Below are 20,601 nucleotides of genomic sequence, written 5' to 3'. Positions count from 1 at the left end.
AACGCATGTTAAGAAATAATATAAAAAACGCATGGAGAAGCCTAAAGAAACAACGTTTCTTTTCCTTCATAAAGATAGGCGGCTTCGCTTTTAGTATGTCTATATTTCTTATGATCATGTTATACATCCATCATGAGGTCAGTTACGATCGTTTCTACCCGAACGCGGATCAGATTTTTAGGGTAGTGGGTACGATTACTAAGGATAATACCGTTTTGCGAGGATTGTCTATGCCAGCACCGGTAGGACCTGTGCTTAAAGAAGAGTTTCCCGAAATAGAGCTTTCGGCAAGACTGCTGGCCAATCCTTTATTTGGCGCAGGCAGCAATCAATTGACCGTAGCTAATAGTCCCGAACTGTATAGAGAGGAGGGCTTTTGTTATGCCGATCAGGCTCTTTTAGAACTCTTTCCTACCCGGACGATCTATGGTGCATTGCCACATGCATTGGACGAGCCTAAGACCATGGTCATCACCAAGCGTAAAGCAGAGAAACTCTTTGACGGTGATCCTATTGGTAAGAGTATCTATCTGAACAACGATAAAGCAAATAGCTATACAATCAAAGCGGTGATCGATGATATCCCGAGCAATTCAAGTCTTTATGGTCTAGACTTTTTTATGACGTTAAGTGGGCATGAACCCTATCCGGGAGAAAAGCTCAATTGGCTAGCATCTAACTATACGACGTATTTCAAAGTTCGAAAAGGTAGTGATGTAGCAGCTCTCGGAGAGAAAATAACGCAGTCGTACATTCAAGACCATTATAAACCGGCGATGGTGCAAGCTGGTATGGTCGTGAATGACGACATGTGGAAGACAGCGAAAATGACGCTGCAACCGATCAAGGATATCCACTTATATTCTAAAGATATTCGTACCAATAAGTTCGAGGGCCAGTATGGAGGAGATATTCGGCTGGTCTATATTTTTGGTGGTATAGCCCTTTTTATTCTGGTTATAGCCATTATCAATTTTATTAATCTTTCGACAGCAAATGCAGCAACCCGTGCGAAGGAAGTCGGTATCAGAAAGACGATAGGCTCGGACCGAAGGACATTGATCGTCCAATTTATTACCGAAGCGGTATTGTATAGTGGGATCTCTGTATTGCTGGCATTGGTTGTCGCCGCGGCATTAATGCCTGCTTTCAATGAGGTATCCGGAAAGAATTTGACAGTTCCATGGTTGGAATGGTATTTTATTCCGGGGATATTGGCTTTTAGTTTGTTGGTGGGGTTGATAGCGGGGGTATATCCTGCCATGTATCTTTCTCAATTTAAACCTATATCGGTGTTAAAAGGTATCCATAGCGCGAAAACTGGTAATAACTGGTTTCGGAATGGATTGGTCATATTCCAATTTGCTACCTCAATAACGCTCATCATAGGTACTTTGGTGATTAACCAGCAGGTACGATATATTTTGAAAAAGGACCTTGGTTTTAATAAGGAGCAGGTGTTGGTATTGCGAGGCACGGGTACTTTGGACGGTAGGCAGCGGACATTGAAGAATGAACTAAAAGAACTGGCGAATGTGACTTCTGTCTCGATCGGAGACTACTTGCCGGTAATGATGGATGGTGCAAAGAGGAATGGAAATTCCTACTGGATCGATGGAAAAGAGAAGGAAGAGACTGGGCTCAGTGGGCAACATTGGATTGTCGATAACGACTACCTGGCCACATTTGGTATTGAACTGGTGGAGGGACGTAATTTTAATATGAACATACCATCAGATTCGGCTGCTGTCGTGGTCAACCAAAAAATGGTAAAGGATCTTCATCTTGCAAATCCTATCGGTGCAAAAATCACTAATTCTATGACGTACACGATAATAGGGGTTGTTGAAGACTTTATATTTGACAACATGCGTAGTGAAGGTGTAAAACCACTGGCCATGATTATTGGGGGGAGTCCTAATATGATCTCGATTAAGCTGAACTCGACAAATATGGAGCAGAGCATAGCAGATATCACTACGATCTGGAACCGTTTTTCGCCGAACCAAAAGATAGACTATACCTTCTTGGACGAGGGATTTGCGCAGGTATACCAAGATGTGGAACGGACTCAGGTTATTGTCTCTTCCTTTGCTGGTGTAGCCGTTTTTATTGCTTGTTTGGGATTATTCGGCTTAGCATCTTTTGTGACCCAGCAACGCACCAAGGAAATCGGGATACGTAAGGTGTTGGGGGCAAGCTTGCCCAGCATTATTCAGCTGTTGTCTTTGGGCTTTATGAAGCTGATTTTGATTGCTATCCTTATCGCTGTACCCATAGGATGGTGGGGAATGAATAACTGGCTTCAGGATTTTAATTATAGAATTAATATGGAGGTGTGGGTATTCATTCTAGCGGGGACAGTAAGCTTGTTGATTGCATTTCTTACAGTATTCTACCATGCTATACGGGTGAGCCGGCTTAATCCCGTCAACAGCTTGAAAGAGGAGTAGTGGAAATATATTTAAAGGTAGCCTCCGTGATATTCTCGGAGGCTACCTTTAATAATTTTATCGAGTACCCAGATACTTGTCAAATGCTGCCATCAGGGCTGCTTTCTTAACATCGTCTTGAACGAATTCGTATAATACCTAAATCCAATCCTATGGTTTTTTTCTACACTTAGTTTGTGGTAAAAAATAAGTTTTTATATTTGCGCATTATTTAAACTAAATCTAAATAAAATGCTTAAGGGTTTATACCTCAATAGTGTGACGAAACGAAGGGCTAATCGGTATATTTTTAGCTGTGCTTTGCTGTTGGTACTGACATCGGGACAAGGTTATGCGCAGGTAGTACAGGTTTATGTGGATAGTAGTAAGCAACAGCCGGTTCAGGATGCTACCCTATATCTAGGTAAAGAAGCAGTGGGAAGTACGGATAAAAATGGTCAGATTGCAGTAACGGTAACAGGTAACACGGTGCAACGTATCGGCGTACGGGGAATAGGTTTTAAACCCTTTGAGAAAAAAGTAAATCTAGATACCGTAAGATCACCGCTTCAGATCGTATTGGAGCAGGGCGATCAGCAATTGGAGGAGGTTGTCGTGACAGCAGGGAGACGGCCTGAGTTCATATCGCAGGTGCCGTCGTCTGTGAGTATCCTGAACCGACAGGATATTGAATCTCAAATGAACATTAATACCAATCTATCCAGTATTTTGGGTAATACAATACCTGGACTAGGAACTGCGACCAATAAGGCTACCAATGCTGGGCAGACGCTGCGTGGACGGGCAATATTGGTTTTGATTGATGGTATACCTCAGTCTACTCCGTTGATGAACGGGGTGCGGGACTTGAGGACAATCGATCCTAACGTGGTGGAGCGTATTGAAGTGATCAAAGGGGCTACCTCGATCTATGGCAATGGATCGGGTGGAGGTATTATAAATTACATTACTAAAAACGCTAGCGTAAATCAAAAAATAGCTGGACAGACGAATATTGGTACTACATTAAATCCTATACATAGCGATGGCACCATGGGCTATCGTGTATCCCAGTATTTTTCGGGTAATGCAAGCCGAAAATTGAGTTTTAATGTCGGCGGTACTATTGATTATACAGGATTACAGCGGGATGGTGAGGGGCTGCCGCTAGGACAGACCGATGGGTTATCTAATTCGTATCAGTATAATGCTTTTACAAAGGTGGGCTACCAACTGGATTCGCATTCTTCTCTTAGCGGATTCTACAATTATTTCAATAGTACACAACATGCCAAATATGTGAGCGAGACTGGAGTGTATGGCGAATCTCCGACGATAGGAGTTCGTGGTGAAGAACCGGGGGAACCAGCGGGAACGCCATTCAATCACAACGCAATGTTGAGTTATTCTAAAGACAATGTGTTTGGAAACTCTCAGCTGGACGTGACAGCCTATATAAACTCCTTCCAATCGATGAATAGATATGTCGCCAAATCAAGTTCGTGGTATGGTCCGGGACAGACGATGATCAATTCGAGAAAGAAAGGTTTGCGTCTAAACATGAATACACCTGTACAGTTGGGAGGTATCTCTACAGCGATCACCTATGGAATAGATCTATTGAATGATGTCACCTATCAGGACCTGACAGATGGCAGGGTGTATATACCGAAGATGAATATGTCAAACATCGCTCCTTATGTGCAGGTAAAGGCTGATCTATTGGAGAATTTAATCTTTAAAGGTGGGCTGCGTTATGAAAATGCGACAGTTCGTGTTAAAGATTTTAATACGATAGCCACTGGCGCGGATGGGAGTGGCAGTATCTTTGTAGCAGGTGGAAAGATACCTTATAATGCGACGATGTTTAATGCTGGGCTAAGGTACAATAAGTATAATTTCTTCAATCCCTTTGTTAGCTTTTCACAGGGATTTGCAATCAATGAATTGGGAAGGATTCTGAGACGGGCTACCGAAAATACAATCGATAATCTAGAGACAGATCCTATTATTACAAATAATTATGAAGCGGGGTTTTCTAGCAGTATCGGGATCTTTAACCTTTCTGCGGCCTACTATATCAGTACGTCGAAACTAGGTGTCAATCTGGTCGATGTAGGTGGCTATCTGACGCCACAGCGTGAGCCTGAAGATGTGCGTGGGTATGAAGTTGCTCTGGATGCGCGCCTATCTCCGCAATGGACTGTAGGGGGAAGCTATGCTTATGTAGAAGGTGAAGCTAAATTTGACGATGGGAGTAAAGTGTATCTCAATGGATCACGCATAGCACCGCCTAAAGCAACAGGATATTTGTATTATAGACCCAATAGCAAGCTTAATGTACAGCTATTCTGGGTACACACCGGGTCACGTGATCGCTTTGAAGTGAATCCGAAGACGTCCAAGTATAATAACAGTGAAGGACCTGTGAAATCTGTGGATTTGTTTAATCTTTCATCGTCGTACAGGGTTAATAAACAGTGGAATATAGGTTTCGGGGTAGAGAATCTATTGAATAAAACTTATCATCCTACGGTAAGTCAGTATAGAGGGCTTAACGAAGACTACGTACGTGGTCCTGGAATGCAGACGAGTTTGAATCTGTCGTATAAATTTTAGTCATGGTCAAGAGCTGGATTCTGTGGCTCCATAAGTGGTTAGGTCTACTCAGCGGTATCGTTATCGTCATCGTGAGTATAACAGGCTGTATCTATGTATTTCACGATGATCTGAAGACCTGGATCTACCCGGTAAAATATTATCTTACGGATGTAAGTAAAGATGACGCAGTGAAACCACTGCCGCTCAGTATGTTGGTGGCTAAGGCTGAAGAAGCTTTAGGGGAGGGAAAAAAGGTGTCTCGTGTGGATCTGTACCCTGCTGCTGATAGAACTTGGGTATTTAGGGCTATGGAGGTTGACGAATCCAAAAATGTTTTCTGGAATTACTATACCTATTATGACCGGGTATTTATAAACCCTTATACGGGAAAGGTGCAGGAAATTGAAGACTCAAAAAATGAATTCTTTCAATTGGTGCTACAGACCCACATGAATCTTCTCCTTGGAAAAGCAATAGGAAAGCCTCTTGTTGCCTGGTCGACCATAATTTTCATCGTTTTGATCATTAGCGGCATACCGTTATGGTGGCCTAAAAAGTGGAAAGGAAAGGCGCTTAAGCGGAGTTTGTTTTTAAGCCTTAAAGCAAAGAAGAAGAGGTTCAACTACGATCTGCACAATGTTTTAGGCTTTCATACATCTCTGCTGGCTTTGATTTTATGTATTACAGGACTTTTGTTTGCATATCCAGGGTTCAAGACAGCCTACATTTCTTTCTTTAATGGTATGTCTATTAGCGACTCCAGCGCTGAGGCGTTGACTGTTAAGCCCCGACCTGTACCTCAGGTATACAACAATAATATTGATAATGCACTACTGTATAGTCTAGGGCAACACCCAGAAGCAGATATGATGTCTATACGACTTCGTGGCGTAGACGCTGAGATGGATGATGTACAGATTCGACTGAGCAAAGATAAAACAAGCAACTTTGTCTGGTATTATTTTGCACGATCGGACGGTCAGATCACAAAAGCATTAACCTCAGAAAATGTAAAAGCAGGGGATAAACTAGCCAGTATGAATTACGACCTCCATGTGGGGAGTATCGGCGGACTCTGGACTAAAATTTTGGCTTTTGTGGTTTCTCTAATCTGCGCTTCGCTACCTATTACAGGGTTTATTATCTGGATGAATAAAACAACGAAATAACATCAATACGATCTATCTTAAAGAATTCCTTAGTCAATCTAATCATTTCTTGATCACTAAGGTTTGTTTGACTTGATTGCGATAGAAATCTATGGTTATCTGCGCATGATATTCATCCCGTTTTGTAATGGTCTGAAAATCTTTGATCGCCTGTATTGCTTCGTCTTGACAGCCCACGATAACATCGCCGATTCGCAAACCGCCTTTGTATAAAATGGAGCTCTCTGCTAGTTTTACCACGAGTACACCGGCTATAGTCGGTAAGCCGGCTGCAGACTGCTCACCTAAGGTTTCAACGGATTTGAACCGGCCTTCTTTCCAATCAAATTGTTCACTTTCTTTATTTTTTTTGCCTAAAGTTATTTTTGGTATTTCAGGTTGGTCGGCTAGCACACGGAGTCGTTGGGCATTAACGCCAAAATGGGACATATCAAAGTCAGTATATCCATTTAATTTGGTGCCATCAAGACTAAAGTCGCCGACGGAAGCATTCTTGAATTGTATATCTTCTACAACTACGGCATGTTTTTCTATTCCTTTAGCCTGATCCTTCTCTAGATCTTTCTGTAGTGTATAGAAATTGTAATCTACGGTATCTCCCCAGTATTTAACCTGTATATCTTGATGGGGTTGCATCACGATATTATGGCGAAATGTATCGTGACTATCCTTAAACCACACATGTGGGTGAAAACCATTATTGATCATGATATTATTGTACACCGTTCGGTAAAAACCTTCTCTGAGTTTTAACCCTCCACTAAGGCAGAGGTTGTTGAAGATGCGGTAGTTGGACGATCCGTCGTCTAGATCGATGTCCCAACCGTGATCGCATTGAAATCTATTATCATGGATCAAGGTGGTCTCTACTGCATCGAGTAAGATCCATTCAGGATGCTTAGCGACCAATGCATCCATCTGGCCTCTATTGGGATGCCAAAAGCGATCTCTGCCCCAGGAATTAAATGCGCCATGGTCACTGGTCTCCAATACGGTATGGAAGACATCGTTAAAGGCGATATCATGGCCGCCCCAAGTGCCATCGCCGATGTTTATTCCTGCTCTAGGTACCTGGTAGATCGTATTGTGGTAGACGCGTATCGCTGAGGCCATAGCGATCTGGACGCCAGCTACCTGCTTTTCGATGAGACCAATGTGACGGATCAGATTTCCGCTGGCTTCACATTGGGTAGGGTAATTGTTTGTTTTAGGGCCTCTTATGGTGTCCATATCTTGCTCTGCAACAAAATTTTCATACCGGAAAGAGGGGGAACGTACAGCGTCTGCTCCGCCAACAAAGTTGATGGCTCCAGCACCTATCCGTTCGATAAGATTGTCCCGGATGACAACAGCTCGATTATAATTACTAATGAATACCGCATTGCCTCCCAAATCAGAAAAGTCTGAATTGGAAATAGTACACCTAACCGCACCTTCCAGTTTGATAGCCCCTTGACGATATATAGTCCAGTCACTGCGGAGTAGTGGTTCTGCTGTTTTCATAAAGGTGGGAGCAGTATGGATATAACGTATGCCTTCGATGTTTATGTCATGTACAGGTTTGGATTCTGTGCCCGTAATTGTGATTATATTTTCCAATATAGGTGCTTCGAATATTTGTTGATTGGGATCCTTACCGGCTTTTGGGCGGTAGTAGAGGGTGGCTGCAGACTCGTCTAGGTACCACTCAAGGTCGCTATCTAGTTCTTCAAATACGTTTTCGACATAACGATAGGTATCATGCATCTTGCTGGGTCTATTATTTTGGGATCCACCTTCCAAGGTTAATTTCCCATTGGCATCTTTGGAAAGGACACGATAGTGAAAACCGCCCCATCTGCCCACGTGTAGCGCGTGCACGATGGCTCCCTTGGGATCTTTCCATGCCGAAGTTCGTTCGGGTGAGATTGCATCGGCGGCATAGCCGTTGAAGGGTGCTGTATGCGCGTCAAAATTAGGGTACCGAGCACGTACGAGTCTATTGCCATCTGCAAATAGTTCCTGAAAACTAAGTTGCTTCGGGACCGTCGCTTTCCAGAGACCATTCTCGGTCTTCTCCCAGTGTAGCTTTAATAGTTTGGCACCACTTAACGTAACATCTTGCGCTATGTGAGCGCGGATAGTAAAGGGTGAAGCCGCTGTTCCCGATAAGCTGGGATCTATTTGAATAGGTTTATCCAGATAGTATTTCCCAGGCATAAGGATAAGTTCGATTTGTCCCTTGAAGCCCTCTTTGTTTAGCTTTGATGCTGCATCTAGACCGGCTTGGGGACTGGCATAGGGTTTTGTCCTGGTGCCGGGGTTACGGTCACTACCCGATAGGGAAATATAGATCTTTTTGCTGGTGGTAGACTGCTGTGCTAAGACTGGAGTCGACATATGACAATATCCGAGTAAAATGAATAGCGTGAATCGGATTATAGTGGTTAGGTTATAATACATGCTTAAATATAAGGTTTTTAGGAGAATGTATCCTATAGGTGTGAAAAAAATACGTTTAGGATTGGTTCGGAAGGGGTGTGCTATATTTCTGTAGGGTATTTGATTCAAGTACCATAATTTTGGCATACCTTTAGTATAGACTTGGATGTCACCTTTAGGAGGTGGTAGATATCTTAACACGGAATATATGTCAAAACTAGTAGCCTTTTCTATTGCCATCTTACTGTTTTCATGCCAAGGAACTTCTAAGAAATCGCTTCCATCGACTATACCTGATACGACAGGGACAACAGTTACGGCAGAAATTAAAGATTTAGTGCAATCAGATTCCCACTCGTTCAAGGTAGAAATCGAAAAAATAACGGCGGCACAGCTTGACTCGGCCATGGCATATGCCAAGCCGAAGCAACCTATTGTAAAGATTACGGACTTTGAAGTTGTACAGAAGAAATTATCAGGAATTGTTGATTTTAGGGTCGAAGATGGTTATTTAGGAATTAAACGTATCAATTTCAGGAATGGAACCAACAGTGGGGATAAGGAGGAGTTTGAGGAGTATGCCTTCGTAGCGTATTTTCCTGATGAGGACATCCTGTTGTGTGAGGGGGGGCATACTACAGATATCAGCTTTGATCTAGGTACAGGTCAAGAGACTTATGAAGTAGGAAACCCGGACCTAGCCACAATATCTCCAAATGGGAAGTATAGATTGAATAAAGTTTTTGAAGGACAGGAATGCTTTTTTCATTTCATTCAAAAAAAAGAACGGAACAAATTTCGGAAAGTACTTGATTTGAGCGAGGCATTTGAAAAGAAAACGAATAAATGGCTTTGTGTGACAGGCAAGGAATTCTGGACAGATGATGTTACACTCTATCTTGGATTGGTGACGCAGTACAAGGAAGATGGTAATGAATACGATTATTATAAAATTAAAATAATCGATCGCTAGTATTGGTGAGTAGAATACAGCGAGGTGGTATTTCTTAGTGAAATGCCACCTCGCTTTATGTTTAGCTAGTACTCGTACTTTTCTATGGATTTAATTTGATTATTCCCTTCTGTAAATACCAGCGTAGGCTGGTAGTTTTCGGCTTCCTGGGGCGACATATTGATAAATGATAGGATGTGGACAGTGTCTCCCACCTTGGCATGTAGCGCTGCCCCTCCATTCATACAGACCTCTCCGCTGCCTCTTTGGCCAGGTAGCACATAGGTCATAATCCGGCTGCCATTTACCGCATTATTGATATATACCTGTTCGTATTTTTTTATGCCAGCGGCGTCCAGCAGATCTGCATCGATCGTGATCGAACCGTTATAGGCTACATTGGCCTCGGTTACTTTGACGGTGTGGATTTTAGCTTTTAATAGGGTCAGTTCCATGTTATATTACTTTTAATGAAGTTTTGTTTTGTGTGTTTTCTGTCTTTTTTAATAAATACTTAATATCGCCCTGGACGATGGTGAAGTGTTGACCATCCATCTGTGTGGTGATTTCAAAAGGTTTCTGGATGTCGAAGCTTTGTTGCGGGCATAGAGTCGGTACCCGGTTGATCAATAAACCGGAAGAGGTATAGCTTTCGACCCAGTAATGGGACTCTCGTGTCTCATCGTTAAGGATCTGAAACCACATCCCTTCGCCTATACCACCGAGCCATTGGGCATTTTCAATGAGGTTAACAGGGATGGTGGGACGATCTAATTGCCCATTGCTGGTGTCGCAGCCCAGTGCTGATGCATGCTTGTTGGATAAATTTTCTTTGAGCAATTGCCAATGGAAGTTTAAAGAACCGACTCTGCTCACTCTTTGTGGGTTGATCACGCCTTCGTGGTAACAGTAAATGATGCCGTTGTCTCTGGTATTGATGATGTTGCTCATGGGGCTTGGTTTTACTGTTTCTGGGAATTTAATCTTTCTGACGCGCCTATCTTTGGGATGCATGCCAGCGATGAGGACCTGGGCGACAAAGCGTGAACAACTGTTGTTACCCTTGGCGATGGCGCCATAGGGAATTGGACCATTGCTAACCAGCTGGTCAGCAAATTTCTTGGCGCTAGCATAACAGATGTCTTGTACCAGAGAATAAAAGAGTCGACCGCCTCCATGCGTGGCCTCTTCCATATCGCTTAACTCTGCCAATATCTCCTCTAAATTTGTGATCGTTTGGTGTGCCCGATCAAATAATGCAGCAGTCTCTATGTGAAGTCTCGGATCGAAGTAACTGGAACGCGCACGACCATCGCCACGTAGGCTGACATAGCGACCAAAATCATAATAATCAACGGTTCCGGTACCGTGGGAGACGAGAAGGATAGCAGCGTGCCCGACTTTAAAATTTAAGTTTTTGACAATGCCGCATTTTTTTAAGAAGGCCATCCAGCGTTCGTCTCCAAAAGCCGTCTGGTCTGGCCATGCCAATGGTATAGCAAAGTCGTTAAAACTTCTCATCGTATTGTGCTATTTCTTTTTTCAATGTTGGATATAAACTATTTAGATAGCGATCGCCATAGTCTGCAAATAATAAGACCATATGGTCGTCTGCTCGTACGGGGCGTGTATCTGCATATTTTTCTAGTCCCGCCAGCACGGCTGCACTGGAAAAGCCAAGTAATTCTTCTTCTTCCTGATAATACGTGTTAGCCCAGTTCATGGTATCGATTCGACTCACCTGAAGGATATCATCAATTACCTCGGGGTCAAATACGGCCGGGGCAAATTTTCGACCTATGCCATCTATTTTGTCCATTGCAGGTAGCTCGTCGGGTAGGGTACCATGCTTTTTTAAATGGGATAGAATTGAACCGTTAGGTTCTACTCCACAGATCTGTATGTTGTTATTTTTGAATTTTAGATACTTGCCTGCTCCGGATATAGTACCGCCTGTACCTATGCCGGCGAAAAAATGGGTAATCCTACCGCTCGTCTGTTCCCATATTTCGGGACCCGTAGTCTGGTAATGGGATAAGGGGTTCTGCGGATTGTTGTACTGATCTGTAAAAAAACAGTTAGGGGTATTCTGGGCATATACTGCGGCTTGGTATTGCGTTGACTCCTTGTCGGATATGCCATTTGAATTGGCACAGGCGACAACAGTAGCCCCCAGCTGACGTAGTAGGCTAAGCTTTTCGCGAGCACAATCCTTGGTTAGATAGATGCGGCATCCGTAACCAAGTTGAAGTGCAAATTGTGCAAGTCCGATTCCTGTATTGCCACTGCTGGCTTCGACGATCGTATCACCTTTGCGAAGCAGACCAAGCCTAATAGCCTCTTGTATCATATGCCAGGCAGGACGGTCCTTCGAAGTCTTATTAGCGTTATAAAATTCTTTCTTTATAAATATACTACAGGCATATTTTTCGGAGAGGTAAGGGCATAGTTGTAGCGGTGTATTTCCTATTGTCGTAGTATCCAAATGTTATGAGTTTAAGTTTATTTATTGTTTATAATATAACGATGTAAACATCGATGGTATTATCTCTTTTTATTGTTTTCACAACTTTTAACAGCTCAGCGCGGGAAAAGTTCTCCTGTCACTATGCAATAGATGATATTTTGGTTATTGGTATGAACTATTTGGCCGTATGAATGGTTATGGAGATACGACAACTGTGAAAACTATGAGCAAAAGAAAACAGATATTTAAAACACATTTTACGATATTAAAGAATACAGTGTTGGGATTTATGAACGAATCGGCTTTAAAATACAGCGCCTCACTGGCTTATTATACGGTTTTTTCGGTAGGACCTATTCTTGTTTTGATGATATCGTTAGCAGGAATGTTTCTGGGTGAAGAGGCTATCCAGGGGAAAGTATTTACCGAGTTAAGAGGTTTGATCGGGAGCAGTGTAGCATTGCAGGTGCAGGATATTATCAAAAACCTCTCTCTTTCGGGAAAGTCGAATATGGCGCTTATCATCAGTGTGGTGACTCTTTTGATCGGCGCGACTACCGTGTTCGGGGATATTCAAAATTCTATCAATAATATATGGCATGTGCGTCCTAAGGTGAAAAAGGGCTGGTTAAAAATTATAAAAGACCGCCTACTTTCCTCATCGTTGGTGATAGGGTTAGGTTTTCTGCTAGTGGTTACTTTGATCGTAAACGGCGTAGTAATGGCACTGACGGATCGCTTGCAACGATTTTTTCCAGATACCTCAGTGCAACTGTTTAATGGGATAAACTTTTTGGTGTCCTTTGGGATTATATTTCTCATGTTCTGTATCGTTTTTAAGGTGCTTCCTGATGTGAATATAAAATGGCGTACCGTACGGTCGGGAGCTCTGTTTACAGCGGTTCTGTTTATTATCGGTCATTTTCTGATAGGGCTATATATAGGTAGTTCTGGTACGGAAAGCACTTATGGAACGGCTAGTGCTATTGTGCTTATCTTATTATGGGTATATTATACCTCGGCTATACTTTATTTTGGAGCGGTGTATACGCGCGAGTACGCTATTTACAAAGGTACTCCGATTCAGCCATCTGAATTTGCGGTGTATGTCGAAGTTAAAGAAATCGAGAAAGAGGTCAATGTAGTACCGCCAGCACCATTGACAGAGGATGAAAAAGCAGCGGGCAAACGTACTAAATAGCAGTACTATTTTTTGCAGATAAAGCCTATACTACAAAGACATTTTGTGGGATAGGGCATGCCTTTCCTTTGGGAGTTGGTTTTTAAATTTTATGATAAAACGGGTTCCTTCTCCGAGTTCACTTTCAATCTTAATCTCTGCCTGTAGACGGTCTGCAATACGCTTGACGATAGATAGACCGATTCCAGAACCTTCAAAACCACTTGCATTGGACATCCGTTTGAATATTTCAAATATATTCTCGACTTCGTCTGCAGGTATACCGATCCCATTGTCGGTAATATAGTATACAACAGCATCATTGCTGGAATAGCTATTTATGGACACTTGTGGGGATTCGGTCTTACTGCTATACTTGACTGCATTGGCTAGCACATTTAAAAAGAGCTGATAAAGTAATGTCTTTTCTCCTGAGATCGGGTGCAGTTGTCCAATTTGAAAATCGAGGTTGGAGCAGGAATAGCGTTCTTTACTTTCCAGAATGATTTTATGTATGAAGGGCTCAGGATGGATTGTGTCATATTCAAATTCATAAGTCTTTGCTTTTGAAAATTCAAATACCCTTTGCATCATATTTGTCATTAGGTCTACAGCATCCAGTATATTGGTGCTGACTTTTTTGAGGAATTCCTCTGGTAGATTGTTCCGCTGTTGTATTATCTGTGCTGCCAACTTGATGGATGACAAGGGGTTCTTTAGATCATGGCTAAGTGTATAGCTATAGGTATCTAGCGTATTGTTGACTTCTACAAGTCTCTCATTCAATTCCTGAATTTCAGAGACTCTTTTCATCACAGCGTCTTGTACGATGTAGCGCATGCGGCGCATAAATAGGAGTTCTCGTTTTTTCCAGGGGGCTGCATGTCCCTTTACTTTTCGTTTCCAGGCCTCGAATGATGTTCGAGGAGAAGGGTATTGTGCTTGCCCATTGGGGTCGTCCACATATGTTTTTTCTGGATTTCCGGCCCATGTCTCTTCGATTTCTATTTCTTTGCGAAACCAATATAGGCTAAACTTTGGTTCGCGTAATATGACGACTTTGGCTACACCAGGGAATGTATCTTGGTTTTCCGGATCTGCAAGGGTAAAGTGTTGGTATGCGATCAGTTCTTTTTGACTACGTTGGTTGATAGTCGATTGAATCTTCCTAAAATGATTGAGAGTAGGAGATTCACCATATAAATACACGCCATCTGGATGCTGAATAGCCAAGCCTTCTGCCGATACCATATCGCAGAGAGCAGGAGCGCTGTTGGCTAAGACTTCGAGTATATTGCGATTGACCAAGAGCTTTTCTTTCAACTCCAGTTCCAAAGATTTGATGCGCTTATTGTAGAGAAGGTCTATTTCTCGTTGACGTGCCAAATGTCTGTTTACAGCGTATTGTGCTAAGAAAACGCAGAGGTGACGCTGTGCTAGATCGACCATTTTCGGGTCCCGATGTTGACAGGTAACGAGCCCCCACAATTGTCCATCCATTAGGATCGAAAAACTGGCGCTGGCACGTACCTTGGCATGACGAAGATATTGCAAGTGCGTGGGGGACAATGCGCGGATACTGGATCGCCCTAGATCCAATGTGTCAGGTTCTTTACCTAGAAGGGCATAGGTAGGAGCATCAACATCAACTGTATGACGGGCTATGAAATGGGTGTACAGTTCACGTGCTTGTTTAGGTATATCAGACTCCGGGTATCGGTACCCTAATAGGGAAGTCATATCTGGAGCTGCCTTTTCGGCGATGACTTGACCGCTACCGTCATCCATGAATTTATACAGCATGACACGGTCAAAATCGATGACTGTGCTGATGCTGGCGCAGAGTGCAGACCAAAGCTCGTCTCCGGCGGCATCTAAATGTCGTGCGTAGGAATACAGTTTGGTGTTGTTGGACTTTAAGGCGTTGATCTGCTCGAACTCAAAATAAATTTTATGTTCATTTTGATAGATACTCCAATGAAAGTCTTTGTCCTGTATTTTTATTTCTGAAACCTGTCTGTAAAGAGGATCTTCTTCGGCTTTGGAAAAGAAGACGGATAGGTTGGCGGGATCTAGTTGACTAAGTGCCCAAAAGTCATTTAGATGGTATCCTAAAAGATCCTGTACAGGTGTACTAAGCCAATGGGCAAAGTTATCGCTGATGGCAACGCAATGCAAACCAGAATCAAACACCACCAAATAACCAAACTCCTGAATGCGGCCACAAAGATGAATCGGTTCATCTTCGCAATGTAACCAAGCTTTACCCATAACTAGACGTTCAAAATTTAAAGATATGTTTATAAAATCACTTATCAAAGTTTTGAACAGATGCTTCGTTTCATCGATAGCGGGGAGAAATGATTTATTGTTTATGCTTGAATAAGCCCAAGAAACTAGACGTCGAAATCTTTAAATCTTTATAATTCCTTTTTTTATCATTTCTAGCATCGGAGGGGATACATTTTTAAAGGTGGGGGCTTGCTCAACAAGGCTCCCAGCACCTTTTTTATTGACTTTAAAGGTAAGATCCATTTCCGTGGTAAACAGTAATGCGCTGCTGAACGGATTTTTTATATAGTTGCTTAACACTGTAAAAACCTCATCGGCTGTATGAAAATGCTCAATTTCTTGTGTTTTATAGCTGAAGGTTAATGCAAAATCATAGCCGCCAGATTCTAAAATATGAAGACGTACATAAATATTCTTTAACTCGGTATTACCTATTGTTTTAGCAAAAGTTAGTTTGGCAAATGTTCCTTGATTGATACTCGATTGTACGCGTTCACAAAATTCGTTAAATACAGTCTGATATGGCATTGTAATAATGTTTGAACGGTGAAGTTACAAGAAGTAGTTGATAAGTCCGTATTTTTTCTAATTTGCCTTAATAGAAGTTTTAAATTTCCCGTTTGTTACCTTAACCGTTTGTAGGGTTTTAGAACCTTCTACACGTACAAGAGCACCGGAAAAAGATCCTTCTACAGCACTATTGTTTATTTTTGCAATGTCCAGATTCAAAGCGTCCTCAGGCGCAAGCGTATTTCTTGTGGCCGTAACGTTGAGTTGTTGATTATCTTTTGTTAAGGAATAGATAGCTAAGATGTCAAATCCCGAAAGATCATCTAAAGTATATTGACCACCAGGTACACGTGTATCTTCTGACATAACCGTTAGTTTCATCCATTCGGTTCCGCCATTGGATCCGGTTATTTCTAAATAATTGCCGCCATCTACCCATCGTGCCTCTGCAGACGCAAAGTTTTTTTCAACACCATCAATTTTAACCATAAAATACGTGGAGTCTACGGTTCCTGTAGCGTCATCTTTTTTACATCCGGTGATGAACATGGAAAGTACAGAACATGCAAAAATAATTCTCTTCGTCATAACGTTTATTTAAATTAACGCCATGTTTAATGCAATAACTGTGCCTCTAACGGATATACGATAGCTGTGCTAGCAATAGTCTTAGAAGACTAACTATCTCTTCCTATATAGTGGAATTTGATTTACTTGCCACAGTTAGGGGTTGCTGTCAGTACGTCTAATGCCATATCCATTGCTTTTTTTGCACTCTTTTTGAGCTTTGCTAGATCCGTTTCTTTCATGGCCTTGTTGCCAAAGGTAACTGCATTGAGCGCATAGTTTTTTGCGTTAGCACAGTTGCAAGATGGGGAGATTGCATAGGCTGCTGCTTCATCCGCTTTGAGTACGCCATCTTTTAACAGGGGCATTGCATTTTCAATGGAACTCGCTTGATAAGCTTTTTTAAAAGAGAGGTAAGCAAGTTCTCCATAAGTGGAAGCCATTTCACAACCAGGTTTTGCTTCTAAACGTATTCCGTTGGCCGACATGATAGTAGGAATACATAGCAGGGTAATGATGTAAATTAGTGGTTTCATAAAATTGATGTTAGATCATAGAATATAAATGTATTAATTCGATTCGCGATTGCTGCGTCTTTCGGGGGGCTTATATTTTAAGTTTAGCAACTTGCATAGTGATAAACTTAGGTAGATAATTTGGAGTACAGTTTCTGGACACGACTTCGTCTTTATATAGGCCGGTTCGTTCGCCTAGTGCTATACACCTTGCGCGGTATTTTGGTTCAAATATTCCTATTTGAGCCGCTGTGAAATTCATGGCCCATTGCACTTCCGGAACCTCGTTTGTGATACCATTTTCGATCATCGCCAAGAGATACTCGGTGTTGGGAGGTGGAGTTTGCCCTACCCAGCGTTGCCGAGCTTGATGGTACCAAAATACCCTCCTTTGAAGGGCAAAGCCGCTATCCCGCCAGGATTCCATGAGTGCGACTGTCTGCTTGTCCTTAGCGAGTTGATTTGCCATGAGCCAGTCCATCAATTGAGTCTTTTCGGCCTGTTGATGTTCTTCAATATCCTTGGTCAAGCTGTCTATAAATTCTTGAGTGATCTTTTTCTTGTCCATAATCAGAATCGCTAGTTGCCTAGGCAGGTATAGACCGGATGACCACAGTTCTAAAGCAAGATCGTGGTCCTTCTTAATATCTTTTGCAATATTTCGAAGGTCACCCAGCTTTGTCGTGTTGTGATCAATTCCACTCAACACATTCGATGCTTTTGAAGATGTTTTCATGATTAAAAATAACAAAAAAATGAATACGATGGATGAACTACTCAATAAGCAGAGGGGATATAATAAAAACGGACACCGCTAGGATGCCCGTTTTTATTTTAAATCGATTTATTCACCAAATCTTTTAAATATACGCTGAGGACCGGGTTTGAAGGTCGTAGGTAACATTTTGGGTTGAGCATTTTGCCTGCTTTGTCCAATATGATAAAACGAGGAATACCTGAGCCTGCTATCTGACGGAAGAAGGGACTGTTGGTACCTCCAGGTAACCAGAGTTGTTCGCCGGTTGAATTATTCTTTTTCAGATAGTTTAACCAATCTACCTCCTTTGTATTGCCACAAACAGATAGAAAGACAATATCTTCTTCTTCCATACCATGTTCTACGCGTTTTAGGAAGGGCATTTCGGCAATACATGGGGCGCACCAGGTAGCCCAGATGTCAATAAACACCACCTTGCCTTTATAATCAGAGATGGTTGTTTTCGTGCCGTCAGGCTTATGGAAAGTAAGCGTACTGAAGTCCGTGCCTGGTAGACTATTTTTAAATATGGTCTCTTTATTAGCGTCTTGGAGCATGGTATTGATTTTGGCTACATTGGCTTTGTCTTTTACCAAAGGCAAAGATTGCTTGGCTAGGTCATGTATCGTAACTAGCTCCTTTTCTTTTAGCATCAAATGGATTAGTTCTACGATGTATGCTTCCCTGAGCGTCTGATCTGAGATGGAACTGGCAAAGTCGGCCACCCAATTATTAGCATTGTGGATTTTCAATTCGCCGGCGTCTATTTTTGCATACATAAACTCGTTTAACAGCCCGATCCAATTGTAGCAGGTTGTTAATTCGGGGACGAATTTTAAATCCCAATCGGCAAACTGGGTTTTGGCTAATGGAGTCGATGGAGGACTTATTTTAGCTTGGATATAATCACCAAATGCAGCGGTTAAGTATTCTGCTTGTGTTTGTGCTAAAAGAATTTTTCTATGCTCCTTAACTTCTGCTAGGGTAGAGGTATTGATTGCCTTGATCCGGCCGGTATAAGCTTCTTTATCGCTATGGTTGGAATCTTTGAACCCGTATTGGAGGCTCATATCTAGATAAAATTGGTTGAGCGCACTACCTTTAACACTGAGTATAATTTTATTATTCTTTACAGCAATAGAAATATCATCCTCAGGCTGTAGATACAGATTGAACTTTTTTAAAGTCGGATCTGAGGTATAGATTAAGTAGAAATCGGGCTTTTCCAGTTCAGTTCCGACGACAAAGTTTCCGTCGTTAAAATCATAACGTTCTCGAAGATTTTTGCCTTGCTCCCCATAATAGAGTACTACAATGCCTTTTGTTACCGTTGCTTTACCTCGAATCACGGCCTTACCACTTTCTTTTGCAAAAGCATGAAGTGATAGTGTAAGTCCGATTATGGCACCGATTATGACGCAGAATGTCTTAGTATGTGTTTTCATTAATAGGAATGTTGAATTATAAAATCGCTTAAGGCACGGAAGCCGTGCCTTAAGTTTTATCTTTATTTGTTGCCGTATTTAGCTTTGAGATCTTTGACCATTTGGATGTTTTTTTCTGCATCGGCTGTTGAACTGTTGTTCGCAATAGCGTTAGCTTTCATCTTTTCGGCTATTTCTAACGCTTTGTCAAATTGATAGTTACGCCAAGTGATGTATAGGTAGGTGTTATAGTAGCTAGGCTTATTGTCCCATGCTAGTAGGTCTTCCATCCATTTAATACCTTCCACGTTTTGGTCTTTTTTACCGGTGAAATTACCTAGCAAGCTGGTCAATGCTAAGGTATACTGCGCATTGTTTTTACCATATTTATCTAAAAATGCGGTACCTTTTTTCTTGTACAACGGTACGTCGTAATCGCTGTTGTCTGCTGTTTTGGAATTAAAAATATCGCAGAATGCAGCATATTCATCGTAATAAGGATAGTTTTTAGATTTGAAGATTTTCATCTTGTCGTTGAAATTCGTCATGTCTTTAGTCGATAATCCATCATCTTGTAACGCTTTTAGGTACCAGAGGTATTTATTGGCGATTGTTTTATCAACTTGTTCTTTTCCTACAATTTTGTAAAATTCTTTTTTATTCTGCTCCAGAAAGTCAAAAGGAGCTGAAAATGGTGCTGGTTTCACAACTTCCATGAGATCATAGGTGTTCTTTGTTAATTTCTGAGACTTCGATAAGGATGTAAAGTACTTATCAAAATCGGCTGTAGCTTTTTCGCTTTGATAAGATTTTACCAACATCTCAAAATATTTTGTCAGAAAGCTATGATCGCGCTCGCCAGCTTCAAATTTTTTGATAAGTGTCAATTGATTGCGGTTTGGATCCATCGCGACTTTAGAAAATTCGATTAAGCCTTGAATGGAAGTACCTCCAGCCATAGAGTGCATAGCATTACCATCCGCATCCATAACCATCAGGGTAGGGTAGGCCGCGATCTTGTATTGTTTGCCTAACTCGACACCTTCGCCCTTATCGTCACATTGAATTTTCAAGTTGACAAAATTACTATTGAAGTAATCGCCAGCGTTTTTTTTGGAGAATACATCGGCGTCCATTTGTTTACATGGTCCACACCAAGATGTATAGAAATCCACGAAAATGGCCTTTTTCTCCTTTTTAGCTCGAGCGAGGGCATCTTTGTAATTATGTTCAAACTGAATTCCTTGACCGCTGACGGTGCTGCCTATGAATAGGGTAGCAATAGCTAGTATAATGTTTTTTACTTTTTTCATT

16 protein-coding genes are annotated in these 20,601 nt (G+C 41.9%); 5 read left to right on the top strand and 11 right to left on the bottom strand.

Annotated features, from left to right (window positions below):
• The first annotated feature begins 5 nt into the window (after window positions 1-5).
• The 3 genes from B5X76_RS01510 to B5X76_RS01500 all read left to right on the top strand — a co-directional run bounded on the left by B5X76_RS01510 (window position 6) and on the right by B5X76_RS01500 (window position 6,202).
• Complete coding sequence (locus B5X76_RS01510; RefSeq protein ID WP_079640661.1) at window positions 6-2,453, top strand: ABC transporter permease; 2,448 nt, start codon at window positions 6-8, stop codon at window positions 2,451-2,453.
• Window positions 2,454-2,684: 231 nt separating this feature from the next.
• On the top strand, window positions 2,685-5,051 hold the full coding sequence (locus B5X76_RS01505) for a TonB-dependent receptor (protein ID WP_079640660.1): 2,367 nt from the start codon (window positions 2,685-2,687) through the stop codon (window positions 5,049-5,051).
• Window positions 5,052-5,053: 2 nt separating this feature from the next.
• On the top strand, window positions 5,054-6,202 hold the full coding sequence (locus B5X76_RS01500; RefSeq protein WP_079640659.1) for a PepSY-associated TM helix domain-containing protein: 1,149 nt from the start codon (window positions 5,054-5,056) through the stop codon (window positions 6,200-6,202).
• Between the two features lie 42 nt (window positions 6,203-6,244).
• On the opposite strand, the gene B5X76_RS01495 is transcribed toward B5X76_RS01500, so the two are convergent.
• On the bottom strand, window positions 6,245-8,581 hold the full coding sequence (locus tag B5X76_RS01495; RefSeq protein WP_245800893.1) for a PDZ domain-containing protein: 2,337 nt from the start codon (window positions 8,579-8,581) through the stop codon (window positions 6,245-6,247).
• 250 nt (window positions 8,582-8,831) lie between these two features.
• On the opposite strand from B5X76_RS01495, the gene B5X76_RS01490 reads away from it, so the two are divergent.
• Window positions 8,832-9,596 carry a hypothetical protein gene (locus B5X76_RS01490; protein ID WP_139375168.1) on the top strand — a complete coding sequence of 255 codons (765 nt, stop codon included), beginning with the start codon at window positions 8,832-8,834 and terminating at the stop codon, window positions 9,594-9,596.
• Between the two features lie 65 nt (window positions 9,597-9,661).
• Here the strand turns inward: B5X76_RS01490 and panD are convergent, their stop codons facing one another.
• From panD to B5X76_RS01475, 3 genes are read right to left on the bottom strand one after another with little or no spacing between them, the layout of a single operon-like run.
• Entirely contained in the window at window positions 9,662-10,030 is a 369-nt protein-coding gene (gene panD, locus B5X76_RS01485) for an aspartate 1-decarboxylase (RefSeq protein WP_079640656.1), read from the bottom strand.
• Window position 10,031: 1 nt separating this feature from the next.
• A complete protein-coding gene (locus B5X76_RS01480; RefSeq protein ID WP_079640655.1) occupies window positions 10,032-11,096 on the bottom strand; it encodes a DUF6695 family protein in 1,065 nt (354 codons plus the stop codon).
• A complete protein-coding gene (locus B5X76_RS01475; RefSeq protein ID WP_079640654.1) occupies window positions 11,083-12,060 on the bottom strand; it encodes a PLP-dependent cysteine synthase family protein in 978 nt (325 codons plus the stop codon). The genes B5X76_RS01480 and B5X76_RS01475 overlap by 14 nt, the downstream gene beginning before the upstream one ends.
• 205 nt (window positions 12,061-12,265) lie before the next feature.
• On the opposite strand from B5X76_RS01475, the gene B5X76_RS01470 reads away from it, so the two are divergent.
• Window positions 12,266-13,243, top strand: a complete 978-nt coding sequence (locus B5X76_RS01470) for a YihY/virulence factor BrkB family protein (protein WP_079640820.1) — start codon at window positions 12,266-12,268, stop codon at window positions 13,241-13,243.
• A 30-nt stretch (window positions 13,244-13,273) separates the two neighbouring features.
• Here B5X76_RS01470 and B5X76_RS01465 read toward each other — a convergent pair whose 3' ends face one another.
• From B5X76_RS01465 to B5X76_RS01435, 7 genes are all read right to left on the bottom strand, one after another.
• A complete protein-coding gene (locus B5X76_RS01465) occupies window positions 13,274-15,493 on the bottom strand; it encodes an ATP-binding protein (protein WP_079640653.1) in 2,220 nt (739 codons plus the stop codon).
• Window positions 15,494-15,634: 141 nt separating this feature from the next.
• Window positions 15,635-16,042: a hypothetical protein gene (locus B5X76_RS01460; protein WP_079640652.1), complete on the bottom strand. Its 408-nt coding sequence runs from the start codon at window positions 16,040-16,042 to the stop codon at window positions 15,635-15,637.
• Between the two features lie 57 nt (window positions 16,043-16,099).
• Window positions 16,100-16,612 carry a hypothetical protein gene (locus tag B5X76_RS01455; protein WP_139375167.1) on the bottom strand — a complete coding sequence of 171 codons (513 nt, stop codon included), beginning with the start codon at window positions 16,610-16,612 and terminating at the stop codon, window positions 16,100-16,102.
• 122 nt (window positions 16,613-16,734) lie between these two features.
• The gene (locus B5X76_RS01450) at window positions 16,735-17,127 is read right to left on the bottom strand and encodes a hypothetical protein (RefSeq protein ID WP_079640650.1); all 393 of its coding nucleotides are present in this window, start codon (window positions 17,125-17,127) and stop codon (window positions 16,735-16,737) included.
• A 70-nt stretch (window positions 17,128-17,197) separates the two neighbouring features.
• Complete coding sequence (locus B5X76_RS01445; protein WP_079640649.1) at window positions 17,198-17,842, bottom strand: DNA alkylation repair protein; 645 nt, start codon at window positions 17,840-17,842, stop codon at window positions 17,198-17,200.
• Between the two features lie 98 nt (window positions 17,843-17,940).
• A complete protein-coding gene (locus B5X76_RS01440; protein ID WP_079640648.1) occupies window positions 17,941-19,308 on the bottom strand; it encodes a TlpA disulfide reductase family protein in 1,368 nt (455 codons plus the stop codon).
• 62 nt (window positions 19,309-19,370) lie between these two features.
• The gene (locus B5X76_RS01435; protein WP_079640647.1) at window positions 19,371-20,600 is read right to left on the bottom strand and encodes a thioredoxin family protein; all 1,230 of its coding nucleotides are present in this window, start codon (window positions 20,598-20,600) and stop codon (window positions 19,371-19,373) included.
• Window position 20,601 lies beyond the last annotated feature (1 nt).

Source organism: Sphingobacterium nematocida (genome assembly GCF_900168125.1).
In the GTDB taxonomy this organism is placed as follows: domain Bacteria; phylum Bacteroidota; class Bacteroidia; order Sphingobacteriales; family Sphingobacteriaceae; genus Sphingobacterium; species Sphingobacterium nematocida.
This window is presented reverse-complemented; position numbering and strand designations above follow the sequence as displayed.